This window comes from Candidatus Stoquefichus massiliensis AP9 (genome assembly GCF_000455285.1).
In the GTDB taxonomy this organism is placed as follows: Bacteria; Bacillota_I; Bacilli_A; order Erysipelotrichales; family Coprobacillaceae; genus Stoquefichus; species Stoquefichus massiliensis.
In genome coordinates this window covers 115937-132185 of record NZ_HG005286.1, presented here as the reverse complement: position 1 = coordinate 132185, position 16249 = coordinate 115937, and the positions used below count along the sequence as shown (strand labels likewise).

16 protein-coding genes and 2 riboswitches are annotated in these 16249 nt (G+C 29.4%); of the genes, 15 read left to right on the top strand and 1 reads right to left on the bottom strand.

From position 1 onward, the window contains the following. Positions 1-97 precede the first annotated feature (97 nt). The 9 genes from spoIID to BN350_RS04765 all read left to right on the top strand — a co-directional run bounded on the left by spoIID (position 98) and on the right by BN350_RS04765 (position 9842). Positions 98-1003, top strand: a complete 906-nt coding sequence (spoIID, locus tag BN350_RS04805; protein ID WP_028042568.1) for a stage II sporulation protein D — start codon at positions 98-100, stop codon at positions 1001-1003. A gap of 31 nt (positions 1004-1034) precedes the next feature. Then, complete coding sequence (locus BN350_RS04800) at positions 1035-1673, top strand: M23 family metallopeptidase (protein WP_028042567.1); 639 nt, start codon at positions 1035-1037, stop codon at positions 1671-1673. 278 nt (positions 1674-1951) lie between these two features. Then, positions 1952-2034: riboswitch (cyclic di-GMP riboswitch) on the top strand. Between the two features lie 121 nt (positions 2035-2155). Beyond that, positions 2156-5515, top strand: coding sequence for an MSCRAMM family protein (locus BN350_RS04795; RefSeq protein ID WP_028042566.1), 3360 nt, complete (start codon positions 2156-2158; stop codon positions 5513-5515). Positions 5516-5573: 58 nt separating this feature from the next. Beyond that, entirely contained in the window at positions 5574-5765 is a 192-nt protein-coding gene (locus tag BN350_RS04790) for a hypothetical protein (RefSeq protein WP_028042565.1), read from the top strand. A gap of 241 nt (positions 5766-6006) precedes the next feature. After that, positions 6007-6996, top strand: a complete 990-nt coding sequence (mreB, locus tag BN350_RS04785; RefSeq protein ID WP_028042564.1) for a rod shape-determining protein — start codon at positions 6007-6009, stop codon at positions 6994-6996. A gap of 89 nt (positions 6997-7085) precedes the next feature. Then, positions 7086-7865, top strand: coding sequence for an HAD-IIB family hydrolase (locus tag BN350_RS04780; protein WP_028042563.1), 780 nt, complete (start codon positions 7086-7088; stop codon positions 7863-7865). Between the two features lies 1 nt (position 7866). Next, on the top strand, positions 7867-8655 hold the full coding sequence (locus BN350_RS04775) for a Cof-type HAD-IIB family hydrolase (RefSeq protein WP_028042562.1): 789 nt from the start codon (positions 7867-7869) through the stop codon (positions 8653-8655). Between the two features lie 77 nt (positions 8656-8732). Continuing rightward, positions 8733-9134 carry a hypothetical protein gene (locus BN350_RS04770; RefSeq protein ID WP_028042561.1) on the top strand — a complete coding sequence of 134 codons (402 nt, stop codon included), beginning with the start codon at positions 8733-8735 and terminating at the stop codon, positions 9132-9134. 3 nt (positions 9135-9137) lie between these two features. After that, positions 9138-9842: a DNA/RNA non-specific endonuclease gene (locus BN350_RS04765; protein WP_028042560.1), complete on the top strand. Its 705-nt coding sequence runs from the start codon at positions 9138-9140 to the stop codon at positions 9840-9842. Between the two features lie 31 nt (positions 9843-9873). Here the strand turns inward: BN350_RS04765 and BN350_RS04760 are convergent, their stop codons facing one another. After that, positions 9874-11025, bottom strand: coding sequence for a DUF871 domain-containing protein (locus BN350_RS04760; RefSeq protein ID WP_028042559.1), 1152 nt, complete (start codon positions 11023-11025; stop codon positions 9874-9876). Between the two features lie 124 nt (positions 11026-11149). On the opposite strand from BN350_RS04760, the gene BN350_RS04755 reads away from it, so the two are divergent. The 6 genes from BN350_RS04755 to secG all read left to right on the top strand — a co-directional run bounded on the left by BN350_RS04755 (position 11150) and on the right by secG (position 16185). Further along, positions 11150-12856 carry an MraY family glycosyltransferase gene (locus BN350_RS04755; protein ID WP_028042558.1) on the top strand — a complete coding sequence of 569 codons (1707 nt, stop codon included), beginning with the start codon at positions 11150-11152 and terminating at the stop codon, positions 12854-12856. Position 12857: 1 nt separating this feature from the next. Further along, positions 12858-13220 carry a fluoride efflux transporter CrcB gene (gene crcB, locus BN350_RS04750; protein ID WP_028042557.1) on the top strand — a complete coding sequence of 121 codons (363 nt, stop codon included), beginning with the start codon at positions 12858-12860 and terminating at the stop codon, positions 13218-13220. 73 nt (positions 13221-13293) lie between these two features. Then, positions 13294-13475, top strand: a riboswitch (cobalamin riboswitch). A gap of 84 nt (positions 13476-13559) precedes the next feature. Then, positions 13560-14684, top strand: coding sequence for a prenyltransferase/squalene oxidase repeat-containing protein (locus BN350_RS04745; protein WP_028042556.1), 1125 nt, complete (start codon positions 13560-13562; stop codon positions 14682-14684). Further along, a complete protein-coding gene (locus tag BN350_RS04740; protein ID WP_028042555.1) occupies positions 14668-15357 on the top strand; it encodes a DUF4430 domain-containing protein in 690 nt (229 codons plus the stop codon). Before BN350_RS04745 ends, BN350_RS04740 begins: the two co-directional genes overlap by 17 nt. Further along, on the top strand, positions 15347-15871 hold the full coding sequence (locus BN350_RS04735; RefSeq protein WP_231385232.1) for a hypothetical protein: 525 nt from the start codon (positions 15347-15349) through the stop codon (positions 15869-15871). The genes BN350_RS04740 and BN350_RS04735 overlap by 11 nt, the downstream gene beginning before the upstream one ends. A 92-nt stretch (positions 15872-15963) precedes the next feature. After that, a complete protein-coding gene (gene secG, locus BN350_RS04730; RefSeq protein ID WP_044600123.1) occupies positions 15964-16185 on the top strand; it encodes a preprotein translocase subunit SecG in 222 nt (73 codons plus the stop codon). The last annotated feature ends 64 nt before the right edge of the window (positions 16186-16249 follow it).

Sequence of the window (16249 nt, the reverse complement as noted above, 5' to 3'; positions counted from 1 at the left end):
TAAAAAAATCTTATATCATGAATGAAATAAAATTTAATGAAATGAAAATGAGAAGACTTTGAAGTTATAATCAATATAGATAGGCATATAGTGTAGTATGAAAACAATATATACAAAACTTCTTTTTGTTTGTGTACTGATATTATTAATAGGATGTTTGCATTATCAAGATGCTATTACATATCTTCAATCACAATATCAGTCACACGAAAATAAAAAAGATTATATAGTTACAGTTAAGACTAAAAATAAGACACTCAAGATTCCACTTGAAGAATATGTTGTAGGTGTAGTAGCAGGAGAGATGCCAGTAAGTTTTGAAATAGAAGCTCTAAAAGCACAAGTTGTGGCTGCTCGAACATTCGTATTATCAAGAAAATTAAATGTTGATAATACAACCAATTCACAGGTTTATTTGACAGATGAACAAATGAAAAAAAATTGGGGAAAAGCTTATGATAAAAATAAAGCAAAAATAGAAAAGGCTGTAAAAGAGACAAGTTATGAAGTCATGACTTACCAGGGAGAATATATATCAGCAATGTTTTTTTCTAGCAGTAATGGTAAAACTGTAAATTGCGAGGATTATTTTACTGGTCAAGTAGCATATTTGAAATCTGTAGATAGTCATTGGGATGTAAATATTGACCCAACGAATACAAGAAAGAAAACTTTTACAAAAAAAGAATTAGCAAATATTTTTGATGTTACATCTCCACAAATAGAAATCACCTCATATACATCGAGTGGATATGTAAAAAATGTCATTATTAACGGAAAAAAATATACAGGTAGAGAAGTGAGAGAAAAACTAGCACTTGCATCATCATGTTTTCAAATCGAAATGACATCAAAAGGTTACACATTTATCACAAAAGGAAGTGGACATGGTGTTGGAATGAGTCAATATGGAGCACAGGCAATGGCTAAAGAAAATAAAAATTATAAAGATATTTTAAATCATTATTATCAAAATATTAAAATAACAAGTATAGAGTCATAACTTTTGTTCATACTTAGATTGAGGTGAAAGTATGAAAAAAAGATCTTTTAAATACAAAAAAGCTTTAGGTATTACATTAGCTTTAGCATTATTTTTAGGTGGTATTGGTGTTGTTCAAAGAATTTTAGATAATCATACAAGTGATTTTGAAGATGAATCTGTAGTTAAAGTAGAAGAACAAAAGAAAACAACAACAGATGAAACTGAAAAGAAAACAATTGAAACTTTAAAATCACCTGTGAAAGATGGTATTGGTATCGTTAGATATTATTATAATAAAGATGATGATGCCAAGAAACAGGAACAGTCACTTATTTTATTTGAAGGTGTCTATAGACCAAATCAGGGAATTGATTATGCTAATAAAAATGAAAGTTTTGATGTTTTAGCAGCAATCAGTGGAACAGTTACAAAGAAAACAAATGATCCTGTCCTTGGATGGGTAGTAACAATTACCAATAGTGATAAGATTTCTACAACATATGAATCACTATCATCTGTATCTGTTGAAATGAATAAGACAGTTAAACAAGGTGATGTTATTGGTAAAAGTGGAGAAAATGTATATGAAGCAGATTTGAAGAATCATTTACATTTTATTCTTCAAAAGGATGATGCTTTATATAATCCAGAAAAATATATTGGTAAAGCTTTAAATACAATTAAATAAAGTAATAAATAGTGATGAAGCCCTTTCATCACTATTTACATATTTTAACAAATTATTGGGTTCTCATTGAAATAAACAACACTTTTTGATATACTATACATGTACTTAAGAGTACAAGTGATTTATAATTTTATAATGACATTTGTACATTAATAAAATCCAAGTATGCATACCTATACTATTTAGTACTAGCTATTTATTTCAAATAAATAGCTTTTTTTGCGTTTAAACAGGCTATTTGATTGTTTTAAGCAAAGTGTGTAAAAGTATGCTTAGACGAATTTTATTAGCAAAATTATTGAAAAGTAATGACGTGAAGCTAAAAGGTCTTCTTCAAGGGATAAGATAGCCAGTTGCCATCTAAGATAATAACTATCTCATTTGACGTACTGTCTATCAGTGCGTCTTTATTTATTAAAGGGGATGATAAAGAAAAATGTTAGGTATTTAAAAGTCATTTACAGAAAGGAAGTATATTAAAAATGGGAAAAGTGAAAGGTAAAAGAAAATTATTAAAGATAGTATCATCATTAGGACTTTCATTGTTAATGGCAATGGGAATGATGAGTACAAATATTGTTAGTGTTAATGCATTAACTATGACAGAAGTGTTAGTTGGGAAAAAAGTGACTTTTTATGTTAATGAAAGTATTAATGTATTTGATGCATTACAAGCAGCAGATACGAGATTATCACATTTAGATACTGGTTGTTTTACAAATTTAACATTAAATTACTCTAGTGATGGAAGAAATTATTATAGTATAAATAATAAATATGTTACAGGGATACAATCTGGAACAACAACCATTCTTATTTCAGGTAATGCAAATTGTGGAGCTTATAGTATTTATGAGACATTTAACAATACGCCAATTACTATAGAAATAAAAAAGCGAGAAGGAACAAGACCATCTGGATATACAGTTAATAATTCAACTAAAAATGGAGAATTTGGTAGTATAACAGGATTAAATCCATCTATTGTTTATGAATATAAGAATGAAGATATATCAGGATCTTCATATGTTAAAATTCCTACGGGGTCAACAAATATTAGTTTACCAAAAGGACATTATTATTTAAGAGTAGCTGAAACGGCTACAACAAATGCAAGTAAGGCAGAAAGTATAGTTATAAAGGAACCTGCACAAACACCAAGCACTCCAACAGTTATGAAAAAAACAGATACGGCTATTACAATCAAAACAATAGCTGGTGAGGTCTATTCTATAGATAATGGTAACAGTTGGATTAACGGTCCAATTTTACAAAACTTAACAGCTGATACTACATATACAATTCTTGCCAAAAAGCTTGGAGTAGCAGATGAGTATACAACTGATAGTGAAGTAAGTCGTTTAACAGTAAAAACAAAGGCAAGTACAAATTCAGTATTACAAGCAAGTTCCCCAGAAGTCTTATCATATAGTGATACATCTATCAAGATTAAGGCTAAATCTGATGAAGAATACTCAATTGATGGTGGAAGAACATGGAATAAGAATGGTGAATTTAATAATTTAAATTCTAATCAATCTTATAGTGTAATTGCAAGAAAAGCAGAAAATGAAGATGCGATGGCAGGACCAATTTCAAAAGAAACTACCATCAAAACAAAGTTAGCTTCAGAAGATGTATTAGCTCCTACAAATAAGCCAATTTTAAATGCAACAGATAATACAATTGAAGTTATGAATCCAGACTCAAAAAATGAATATTCAATTGATGGTGGACAAACATGGATAAAATCAATAAAAAGTAAAGTTGAATTTACAGGATTAGAAGAAGGTAAAGAATATACTGTGTTGGCAAGAACTGCTGAAACAGATACAGCAATGCCTAGCACAGCAACAAAAGCAACAAAGATTACAACATTGTGTTCATTAACAGGTAATGTTGTTTCAAAAAATTATCCAGTTGCAATTAAAATTTTAGATTCTAAAACCGGTAAAGTTATTCAAGAAATAGAAACTGATAATCAAGGAAATTATAATACATTGTTACCTAAAGGAGATTATAAGATTGTAGCAAACTCTAATGGAGAAAGTATGATTGCAGATATTCAATTAAAACCAAATGACAGTGATAAAAACATAACTCTTCAAACAGGGGCATTAATTAATGGAATTGTTAAAGATGATAAAGGAAATCCAATTGCTAATGCAAAGGTTATTATTGAAACGTCAAAAGGAAACATAGAAATAACAACAGATGAACAAGGAAGTTACTACGTAGATGGTATTGAAGATGGAAGTTATCAATCATATATTTATACAACAAGCGGTGAGCCACAATCTACAGTTACAAAAATTGAAGTCAAACAAGGACAAATGACAACTGCGTCTCATACAGAATTAAAATCTGGTTTAATTACTAAAGGTGACGTTATTGCTAATTTAAATGGAAATTTAAATCCAATAAAAAATGGAAAAGTTGAATTGATAGATGAAAATGGAGATATTGTTGTTTCAACAACAACTGATAAAAATGGATCATACATATTACCATCAGTTGCAAAAGGAACTTATACTCTTAAAGTAACTGATTCATTAACTGGTGCAATCATTGAAAGAACTATCAAAATTGGGAACGATAATGCAACTGCTTTAGGAACAACACCTGAAAAGATTGATGGAACAACTGAAATCAATGCAGAAAAGTTTATTCAAAACAACTTAGTTGATAGTTATAAAAATATTATTACAAAAGCGACAGGTGAAAATTATAAAATAATTTTAGATTCACAAGAAAATTGGGATAAATTAACTCAAGTTGAAAAAGACGAAACAAATAAAATATTAGTTAATAAGTATCATGGAGTAACATATTCTGAGTTATTAAATCATGCAGTATTTATTCAACAACAAGTTAAAAACTTTATTGATGACAATATGACATTAAATAATCAAATAGTAACAGAAGTCAATGAAGATACATACGATACAATTATTGCAGCAAAAGAAGCATGGGATATGTTATCTAATGATGAAAAACAAGCAGCAAATGACGAACTTATGGCATCAGGATCAAAGAAAACATATGAAGAGTTGCTAGGAGATGCTCAAACATTGTTAAAAGAAACAACAGATAGTTTTATTAGTGATCATATGACTAATGAAAAAGGAATTATTACAAATGTTAGTGAATTTACCTTGGATAATATCTTAGGTGGAGAAGCAGATTTTAATACATTAAAAGATGTGCAAAAGGCAGAAGTTAACGCAAAATTAAAAGCTGCAGGAGCAACACAGACATATGAAGAAATGGTTGAAACTGCTCACAAATTAGCAAAAGATAGTGCTTCACAATTTATTAAAGATAATTTAACAAATAAAGATGGTAAAGTTATAACTTCTGCTAATAAAGATACAATAGATGCTATTTTATCAGCTGAAGATAAGTACAATAAATTAACTCAATCTGAAAAAGATGAAATAAATGCACAATTAAGTACAGCTGCAGGTAAAACAATAACATATGAAGAAATGTTAGCTTTAGCAAAGACTCAAATTACTCAATCAGTAACTGAATTTATTAAAAGGTATGTAAGTGATCAAGATGGTCGTATCTATAAACATGCAACTAAAGATAATTATGCACAGATTTTATCTGGTAAAGATGTTTGGAATAAATTATCTCAATCTGAAAAAGATGCAATTAATGCAATGTTAAATAAAGTAGGTAGTAAAAACTATGAGGAATTATTAAAACAAGCAAATGTACTAAAAGATTCAGTAAAAACTAGTGATAATAGTGATGTAATGCCTTTAGGAATTCTAATGTTATCATCATTAGTATTAAGTGGATATATTATACTAAAGAGAAGAAAGAGAATTTAAGAACATTAAAGAGTAAATACCAAGGGAGTAATCTCTTGGTATTTTAGTAGGAGGAAAGATGAGAGCAAGTGATAAGCTATATTTAATTCTTAATAATGATGAAACTTTATATAAAAATGATAGACAAGAGCCAATGATTTATAGAAAAGTCGAAAAATTTGTTAATCAAGAAAGATTCACTGATTGTAAGGTTGCTGTTTTTGAACTAAAAGAAATCATATCAATCAAAAAATTAAAAAGTAAAAAATAATATTCTTATAGGTAAGAGATTAAATATCACTTATTGTAGTAGAAAGATACGTGAATATATTGATTATATTTGTTAAAAATATTAAAGAATGAAAAAGAAATACTAGTAGGTAAAATAAGTTAATTTATGGGTGATTTTGTGAAGAATAGGAAAGCATAAAATATGTTGGATTAGTGATTATTTTTTTCTTGTATTTAATGGGAAAAATGATACAATAGAAATGCTTATAGGAGGAATGTTTATGAAATTATCAAAGGAAATTGGTATTGACTTAGGAACAGCTAACATTCTTATTTATGTTAAAGGTGAAGGAATTGTTGTCAATGAACCTTCAGTTGTAACTATCAATACTGAAACAAATAGACCAATCGCTGTAGGTGAAGAAGCTAGAGATATGCTTGGAAAAACTCCAGGTAAGTTTCAAGCTATTCGTCCTCTTAAAGATGGTGTTATCGCTGATTTTCAAATTACTGAAATATTATTGACTCATTTTATTAATAAATTAAATTTAAAAGGTGTATTCTCAAGACCAACTATCTTAATTTGTTGTCCGTCTAATATTACTTCAATTGAAAAGAGTGCTATTCAGGATGTTGCATTAAGATGTGGAGCTAAAAGAGTTTATATTGAAGAAGAACCAAAGGTAGCAGCTATTGGAGCTGGTTTAGATATTTCTAAACCATCAGGAAATATGGTTGTTGATATTGGTGGTGGAACTACAGATGTTGCAGTTCTTTCATTAGGAGATATTGTTACAAGTACATCATTAAAGATTGCTGGTGACAAGATGGATGCAGAACTTATTAAATTTGTAAAAGATAAATATAAATTATTAATTGGTGATCGTACTGCAGAAGAAATCAAAGTTACAATTGGGACTGCCTATGGAGCAAGTGCTGATGAAGTTATGGATGTAAGAGGTAGAGACTTAGTTACAGGATTACCACATACAATCCAATTAAATGCTTTAGAAACACAAGAAGCATTACAAGAATGTTGTACAACAATCTTACGTGCAACAAAACAAGTCTTAGAACAAACACCACCTGAATTGTCAGCTGATATTGTTAATAAAGGTGTTTTCTTAACAGGTGGAGGGGCTTTACTTCATAATCTAGATAAATATTTAGAAGAAGGTTTAGGAGTTCCTGTATTTGTTGCAGACAATGCATTAGATTGCGTTGCTGAAGGTTGTGGTATTATGTTAGAAAATACACAGTATTTGAAATAACTCAGAATTCTGAGTTATTTTTTTCTTATCTTGTAAATTTTAACATTACATATTTGTTTCTGCTAAAATAAACAAAGGAGGTTGAAAAAATGGATAAAAAGAAGTATTTTTTCTTTGATATAGATGGAACATTAGCAGTAGGAACTCCTGGCGATCAATATGTTCCTGAATCAGCAAAGTTAGCATTAAAAAAATTAGAAGAACAAGGACATTTTCTAGCAATAGCAACTGGAAGAAGTTATGCAATGGCAAAAGACCATATGAAAGAATTAGGATTTGAAAATATGGTTAGTGATGGTGGTAATGGTATAACAATCAATGGACAATTGTTAGAAATCAAACCATTGGATTATGAGAAATGTATCGCATTGATTGATGAGTGTAAGGAAAAGGAGTATATTTGGGCTATCTCTCCAGATAATGAAACAAGACGTTTAGCTCCAGATAATCGTTTTTATGATTTTACTCATGATATCTATATGGATACAGTTGTTCAAGAAGGACTAGATCCAAGAGACTATGATAAAATATTTAAAGTCTATATTGCTTGTTATAGTCCAGAAGAAGACAAATTAGAACATTTAAAAGATTTACCATGGTGTCGTTTTCATAAAGAATATTTATTTGTAGAACCAGGTGATAAATCCGTTGGTATTAAAGCAATTGTTGATCACTTTGGTGGTGATTATAAAGATGTTGTTGTATTTGGTGATGAAAAAAATGATTTAAGTATGTTTAGAAATGAATGGACTTCTATAGCAATGGGTAATGCCATTGAATCATTAAAAGAAAAAGCAACATATATTACTGCTGATGCAGATGATGATGGTATCTATAAAGCATGTCAGCACTTTGGGTGGATAGATTAGTATGGATAAGAAAATTATATTTTTTGATATAGATGGAACATTATATGCACCTGAATTAGGAGGAATAACAAAAAGAGTTAGAGAAGCAATAAAAAAGACTCAACAGTTAGGACACTTGTGTTTTATTGCAAGTGGTAGACCTTATGGTTATATTGCAGATAATGTAAAAGAAGTAGGATTTGATGGTTATGTTTTAGCCAATGGAGCAAATATTAAATATAATAATCAAGATTTAAAAACAAGATTTATGGATAAACTGAATGTTAAAGAACTATGTTATTTATTAAAAGAAAAACAGATAGAATATGTTTTACAAACATCAACATATTGTTATATGAGTTCAAGTAATAAATGTTTATTAGAGTTCTATTCTCATTGTAATATCGATTTTAAAAATTTCTGTTTTGATTATGATGAAGAAGAAATATATCAAAAAACAGTTAAAATGGAAGTGTGGGTTAAAGATGAAAAGGAATTAGAATATGCAATCTCTTGTTATAAAAACTTTAACTATGAATTACATCCAGATAATCATAGTATGGAAATATATGCGAAAGATGTTTCTAAAGCAACAGGTATACAAGATGTATTAAAAGAATTAAATATTCCAATAGAAAATAGTTACTGTTTTGGGGATGGACCTAATGATGTTGAAATGTTTGAAACTGTTGCGCATCCAATAGCAATGGGAAATGCATTAGATATTATAAAAGAAAGATCAGAAATTGTTTGTTTAAGTGTTCATGAAGATGGTGTTTACTATCAGTTAAAAGACTTATTTGATATATAGTTAAATAAGTTTTTTGTTTTATAAATTGATTCAAAAAGATATTCATTGTAAAATATGAATCGAAAGTAGGTGAGATAGTGAAAATTATTGCATGTGTAGATAATCAGATGGGAATGATGTTTAATCACAGAAGACAATCTCAAGATCGAAATGTAAGAAAAAAAATACTAAAAATAACAAATTGTTTGTTTATGAATAAATATTCCTCAGCATTGTGGAAAAACGATATATTGGTGACGATGGAGAGCGAAAAGTTCTTGATGTTAGCAAGCGTTGATGATTATTGTTTTGTTGAAAATGTATTATTAAAAGAATATCAGGATGAAATTGATGAGATTATACTTTTTTGCTGGAATAGAGAATATCCTGCAGATTTTTATTTAGATATTGATTTAAGTTGTTTTCATTTAGTGAATCAAGAAGATTTTGCTGGGTCTTCACATGATATTATAACGCAGAAGATTTATCGAAGGGACTAAAGAATGAGAAAGAAGAGTTATAAAAAGAAGTTATATAGTGTTATTGCATCTTTAGCAGTTGTGATTGGAGGATATGCAATCACCGAACTAAGAAGTAATGATCCACAATCTCAAACAAAGATATCTGTTCAGGATATACCTGAATATCAAGGAAAAGCATATATTGTTCTCAATGATAATATTCCTTATTTTGCTGATGAAGATTATGCAACAGAGTCTTTTGAACAGTATAGTGATTTAGATTCTTTAGGAAGATGTGGCGTTGCGTTTGCTAATGTATCAAAGGAGACTATGCCAACTGAAAAAAGAAGTTCAATAGGACAAGTGAAACCAAGTGGGTGGAAAACAGTAAAATATGATATCATTGATGGAAAATATTTATATAATCGCTGTCACTTAATTGGTTATCAATTAACCGCTGAAAATGCTAATGAAAAGAATTTAATCACAGGAACAAGATATATGAATACGACAGGAATGCTTCCTTTTGAAAATCAAGTTGCTGATTATATCAAAGAAACTGGAAATCATGTGTTATATCGTGTAACACCAGTATTTGAAGGAGAAAATCTTGTAGCATCGGGTGTGATTATGGAAGCTAGTTCAGTTGAAGATCAAGGATTAGATATTGAATTTAATGTTTTTGTTTATAATGTTCAACCAGGAATTACAATTAACTATAAAAATGGTGAGAGTCAAAAAAATTAAGGTCTAGGATTTAACCCTAGACCTTATAACTTTATTTTAAAATTTTAAAATGATGACCTGGTTTAATGAAATCTAATAACATTAATTCTTCAGGTTTCACAGTCGCAACTAAATTACGTTCACCATCATTAGGAATCTCAGTTAAAACAATTTCTAATTCTCCACGATAGTGAGCCAAGTTATCATTAACAACGAGAATATCTCCACGAGTAAAGACTTTCTTACCTGGATCTCTATATGGAATAGATTGTGAATCAAGTTCTTTATCAATTGCAGTGGCAATTGAACCATCTTGAACACTCTTTTGTTCTTTAAACCAAACTCTTGGCATAGAAGAACGTAACATAAATGTGGAATGATCATAACGATCCCAATGAGGAGCATAATCATACATGATCATTTTTTCATTATCAGTAATACCTTCAGCTTCATTAACTCTTAACTCAATAGCTTGTAAATTAACATTTGCTAAAGCTTCTAATTCTTCATCACTAGCAGGATAGTTACCAATTAAGATATCATCAACATCTTCAGTTGCAAGCATGTAACGAGCTTGTAAATCAATAGGTAATCCTCTCATAATTTCAACTGTTGGTAAACCACAGAAAACCTGCCAAGGACCAATTGTATTTTCGTTATTGCTAGAAACAAAGGCAGCAGTGTGTAAGTTTAAATCTTTCCAGTATGCGTTATATTCCATAAATAAATCAAAATCCAAACCAGTATAACGTTCTGGGAAGAAATTATGACACATAATCATTTGATCTTTATTTCCACCTTTATTAATTAAAAGTTCAACCCCCATATCCATACTTGCATTAAATTCAATCTTAATACCATATTGATTACGAGTTAATTGAATGTCACCTTGAGTCCCAAAGTTACCATCCATTCTAATAATATCAAGTCCTAAATCAGCAAAAGGTTTTAAATTATCAGGAGTTGCTCCAATTAACTTAAAGACTTCAGGATTTGTATCAGCAGCAACCTCAAATCCTAATTCATGAGCTTTTGTCATGAATTCCTTAAATTCAACTAAATAACTTTCCCTTTCATCTTCAGGAATAGATAAGAAACATGTGAAAATTCTGCTATATCCCAACTTTGCAGCTTTCTCCATGTATGCGTATACCTCATCTCTTGGTGATTTATCAGGGTATACAGAAATACCTAATTTGTGCATATTCGTTTTCCTCCTTGTACGAACACATTATACCATTAATACGAGAAATGTTTAAGGGTAAAAAAGATTTTCTATAAATTTCCTTCATTTTGTAATATAATACATACAAGAAAGGAGCATTGATATGAGTTTAGAAATATGTTTATCTTTTGTAGTAACATTTATTATAAGCTTATTGCTTGTTCCAGTTGTTAGTAAAATATCAAAAAAACTTGGAATCATTGCTCATACAAATAAGCGTACAATACATAAGGGTATCATTGCAAGAACTGGTGGTTATGCAATATATGCAAGTTTTTTGATTGGAACGATGATTTTTTTAAAAACTGATATACAAATTAATGCTATATTAATTGGTGGATTTATTGTTTTTTTAACAGGCTTTTATGATGATATTCATGATTTATCACCTAAATTGAAGATGTTAGGTCAAGTGGCTGCTGCTTTGGTTGTTATTATTTATGGAGATATTGCTTTAAAAGGATTTACTTTACCTTTTTTGCCTAATTTTATATCTCAGGCAATAGCAATTATAGTGACAATTCTGTGGATTGTTGGTGTTTCTAATGCAGTTAATTTAATTGATGGATTAGATGGATTATGTGCAGGAATTTCTATTATTGTACTGGTGACCATTTCTTTAACTTCTTTAACTTATGGACGTACTGATATATCGTCACTTTCATTATTACTAGCAGGAGCTATAGGTGGTTTTCTTGTCTTTAACTTTCATCCGGCTTCAGTATTTTTAGGAGATTGTGGAGCACTATTTATAGGTTATATGATTGCAGTTATTTCTTTATTAGGATTTGGTTATAAGAGTTCTTCTTTCTTTACATTAGGAGCACCTATTGTTGTTTTAATGGTTCCTATCATGGACACATTGATTGCTATTATTAGAAGAAAGGTTCATCATAAAAGTTTTAGTGAGGCAGATAAAGGGCATTTGCATCATAAATTAATGTTCTCATTAGAGTTGGGACAAACAAAGAGTGTTCTTATCTTATATGCCGTGACTATCTTATTTTCTATTTGTTCATATATCTATCTATATGATAAAATTGCTGCAACAATTCTATTTTTGACTTTAATGCTATTATTTGAAGTTTTTGTTGAAGCAACAAATATGATAGATCGTAAATACAAACCAGTACTGACAATTATGAATATCTTTATTAAGAGTGAGTACTTACCTTCTATTAAAGATACAAAACCTTATCGTAAGATTGCTCAACGAGCAAAGAAAAAATATGCAATTATTCTTATAGTTGTATTAGCTATTGTCTTTTCAATGATATTTATGATTAATCAGAATAATTTACCTAAACAAACAAAGGAACCTGTAACGATTCAATATAAAGAAGCATCTCATGAAACAGAATTAATGAGTAATATATACAATCAATTACAAACTGCAATAGAGAGAAATAATAAAACGGATATGAGACAATTAATTGCTGCATATTTCTTAACTGATTATTATACATTATCAAATAAAGAAGAAAATCAAATTGGTGGAATTGATTATTTCTATTCTGATAAAAAAGATGATTTTACAGCATATGCTAAGAATGGTTATTATAAAGATGCTAATACAATGATCCATAATCAAACAAATACTCAGGAAGTAATTAAGTATGATGTTCTTTCTAATGAACAAAGTTTTAATAAAGCATTATCTTCAGAATTGCAAGACTATAGTTATTATGATGTAAAAATAACACTTATTTTTAATGAAGAAAATAAGATATTAAAAAATACTGAATATACAACAACAGTAACATTGATAGAAAAGGATCAAAGATTTAGTGTTGTTGCAATAGAGGAATAAGATGGATAAATTATTATGGGTTGGATTAGGTGGCGCTATAGGTGCAATCTTAAGATATGGATTAAGCATTATCCCAATAAAATTAGAATTTCCAATAATGACTTTGATAACGAATATAATAGGTGCTATATTGATTGGAATTGTTGTAGGGTTATTTGAAAAAAATAATATATCTCCATCTACTCACCTTTTCTTAAAAACAGGAGTTTGTGGCGGTTTTACAACATTTTCAACATTCTCATTAGAATCATTATCTTTATTGGAAACTGGAAAATATGGATTAGGAAGCCTTTATATTGTGATGAGTGTGAGTTGTTGTATTTTGGGTGTTATGATTGGAAAGTTTATAGTTCAGATCATATAAAGAACACATTTTGTGTTCTTTTTACATGAAAAGGGTATCTAATCAAATCAATATAATATATAATAAGCACGTAAAAGTTTATAAATTTGTAGGTTAAAATGTTGATAAATATTTTATGAAATTGGAATCAGGTGTAAAACCTGAGCTGTCCCGCAGCCGTAAGATGGAGTTAAGGCATAAATGTCACTGGGAAACTGGGAAGACGCTAAGACGATGAAATTGAGCCGGAATACAAGCCTACATCTGAGAATACACTTTACGGAGTATAAAGTCGTTCTAGTATGAATCTAGGGCAAGTCTGTCCTATTTTTTGTCTAGACTTCAATGAGGAGGACGAAAATGAAAAAAATTTTTACAAGCTTGTTAGTCGCAACAATTATTTTATTTAATGGTATGGGAGGTGTTTTTGCAAGTACATATGACACATCAAAGTTAGATAGGGCATATGCAAAAATTGTTGAGTATTATAAAACACACAAAACATTAACATCTCCAGATGAGATTATTGCTGTAGAATCTCTAGGATTAGAAGTAGAAGATGGTTATGAGTTGCCTGATTTAGAATCACAGGATTTTGATTCCATTTCACTTGGTGATTTAACAAAATCAATCATTGCTTTAACTTTAATAGGAAAAGATCCTACAAATATCAAAGATAAGAATCTTATCACTTTATTAGAAAGCTATATTAATGCAGATGGATCAATTAAAGGTAGCTACGGAAGTACAACAGATATTTGGGTATTGTATGCATTAGAAGCAGTATCATCTGATAAAATATCTCTTGTTGCTTCTCATTTAGCTAATGATGCTAATACAGATGGTGGATATTGGTATGAGTATAATGGTAAAATATCAAGTCCAGATACAACTGGTTGGGCAATTGAAGTTCTATCTGTTGCTGATAAGAAAGCTTATGCACAAAGTATTCAAAAGGCAATTCAGTATATCGATACTGAAAAGAAAGAAGATGGGTCTTATGGTATTTCACCTAGTGGGGATACACAGGCATGTATACTTGGTGGATTATTTGTTTATGATAAAGCATTCACTCTTTCAAACTATGGTGAAGCTATTGATGTATTATTATTATTTCAATTAGATGATGGTTCTTTTAAATCTGCAGTGTATGACGAAAACTATAATGCTACAGGAGAATATGCATTTAATGCATATACAACGATAGAGGCTGCAAGATGTTTAGGTACATATAAAAATGGAAGTTTTGTTTATAAAGCTCAAAAGACATATCAAGATTTAAAGAATCCTGTACAAAATCCATCAAAGGAAGAAAAACCAACACCTACAAAACCAATCGTTACACCACAAGAGCCAGCTAAAGAAAATATAAAATCAAAAGTTGTTGAAACATCTGATCAAACAAATATTTATATGATGATTATTATGATGGGAATGACTTCTTTCGTTTTTGTTTTAACAAAGAAATATGAAAAAAATAATTAATCAGTTTAAGAATATTGAGAAAACAAAAAGAATTGTTATATGTTTTATAACAGTTTCTTTTGTTTTCATTATTGGAGTAGGTGTTTATCAGGGATTCAATCATAATTCTTATGTGGATCAAGATGTAAAAGAGAATGTTCAAGAGGAAATCAATAATCAAGTTGAAGAAAAAGAAGAATCTCAAGAACAAAAAGATAAGGAAGATTCACCACAACAAGAATCATCAACATCCCAACAAACAGTTGAAACAAAACAAAAAGAAGAATATATTCAATCTAAAAAAGAAGATAAAAAAAAGGAAGAGACTCAAAAAAAACAAAATGAAGAAAAGAAACAAGAAGAAAAGACAGTAGAAAAAACCAATATTTCTATCAATATTCAAATTATAGGAATGAATGAAACTGTATTATCGGAATCTATCCAGGTTGATAAAGAGAGTACACCTTTTACTGTTTTAAAGAATATAACATCTTTAAAAGGAATAAAAGTAACAACTTCTGGATTTGGTTCAATGATATATGTTACTGGTATAGGGGATTTAAAAGAAAAACAACATGGATCTTCATCAGGGTGGATGTATAAAGTGAATAATGTTTCGCCAAATATGAGTGCAGGAAGTTATAAACTTAAAGATAATGATCAAGTTTTATGGTATTATGTTTATGATGAGTAGAGTAAAAGAAATAAGTTTAATAGGCATACTAGCAGGTGTCAATATTGCTTCACGTATTGCCTTACAGTCATTACCTAATATTAAGCCAGTTACTTCAATTATTATTATATCTGTTATGATTTTTGGTTTAGCTTTTGGAATAAAGCTCACAATAGTCACGACTTTAGTATCAAATATATATTTAGGTATGGGTATTTGGACACTTTTTCAAATACTTGCATGGATTGTGATTTGTTTATTAACACAGATATTAATGGATTTGTTTAAAAAAATAAATAAAGAACCGTATATATTGATTATGGCTATATTTGCTTTTTTGATGGGTTATGTTTTTGGCTTTATCGTTTCATTAGAGAAGTTTGTGATTGGTGGACCTTCGTTATTTATTGTTTATTATTTAGCAGGTTTATTATTTGATACATTGCATGCGATTGGAAATTTTTTCTTCTATTTGATTTGTGCACCAATACTTATGAAAATATTTATGAAAGAGAGAGTATTTTTAGATAAATAAATTAGCCAAGAGAAAAGTATTGTAATTTACTGGCGAGTGTGATATTATAGCAATGCTAGTGTATAAAAGTTTAAAGAAAAGGAGGTATTACAATGATTTTGAATATATTATTAATGATTGTTTCAGTTGCTCTCATTATTGTATGCCTTATGCAAAGCGGAAAATCAGATGGTATCGTTAATGCCTTAACAGGTCAAAGCTCAAATCTTTTTGCTCATCAAAAAGAAAGAGGAGCAGATTTGGTACTTTCTAGAATTACTGTTGGACTTGCAGTTGCATTCTTTGTAATTGCAATCTTAATTAGAATGGGTTAAACAAATAGGGCACTGTGTGTCCTATTTTTATATAGATTGGGTAAACTATTTGGGAGGTGAAGTT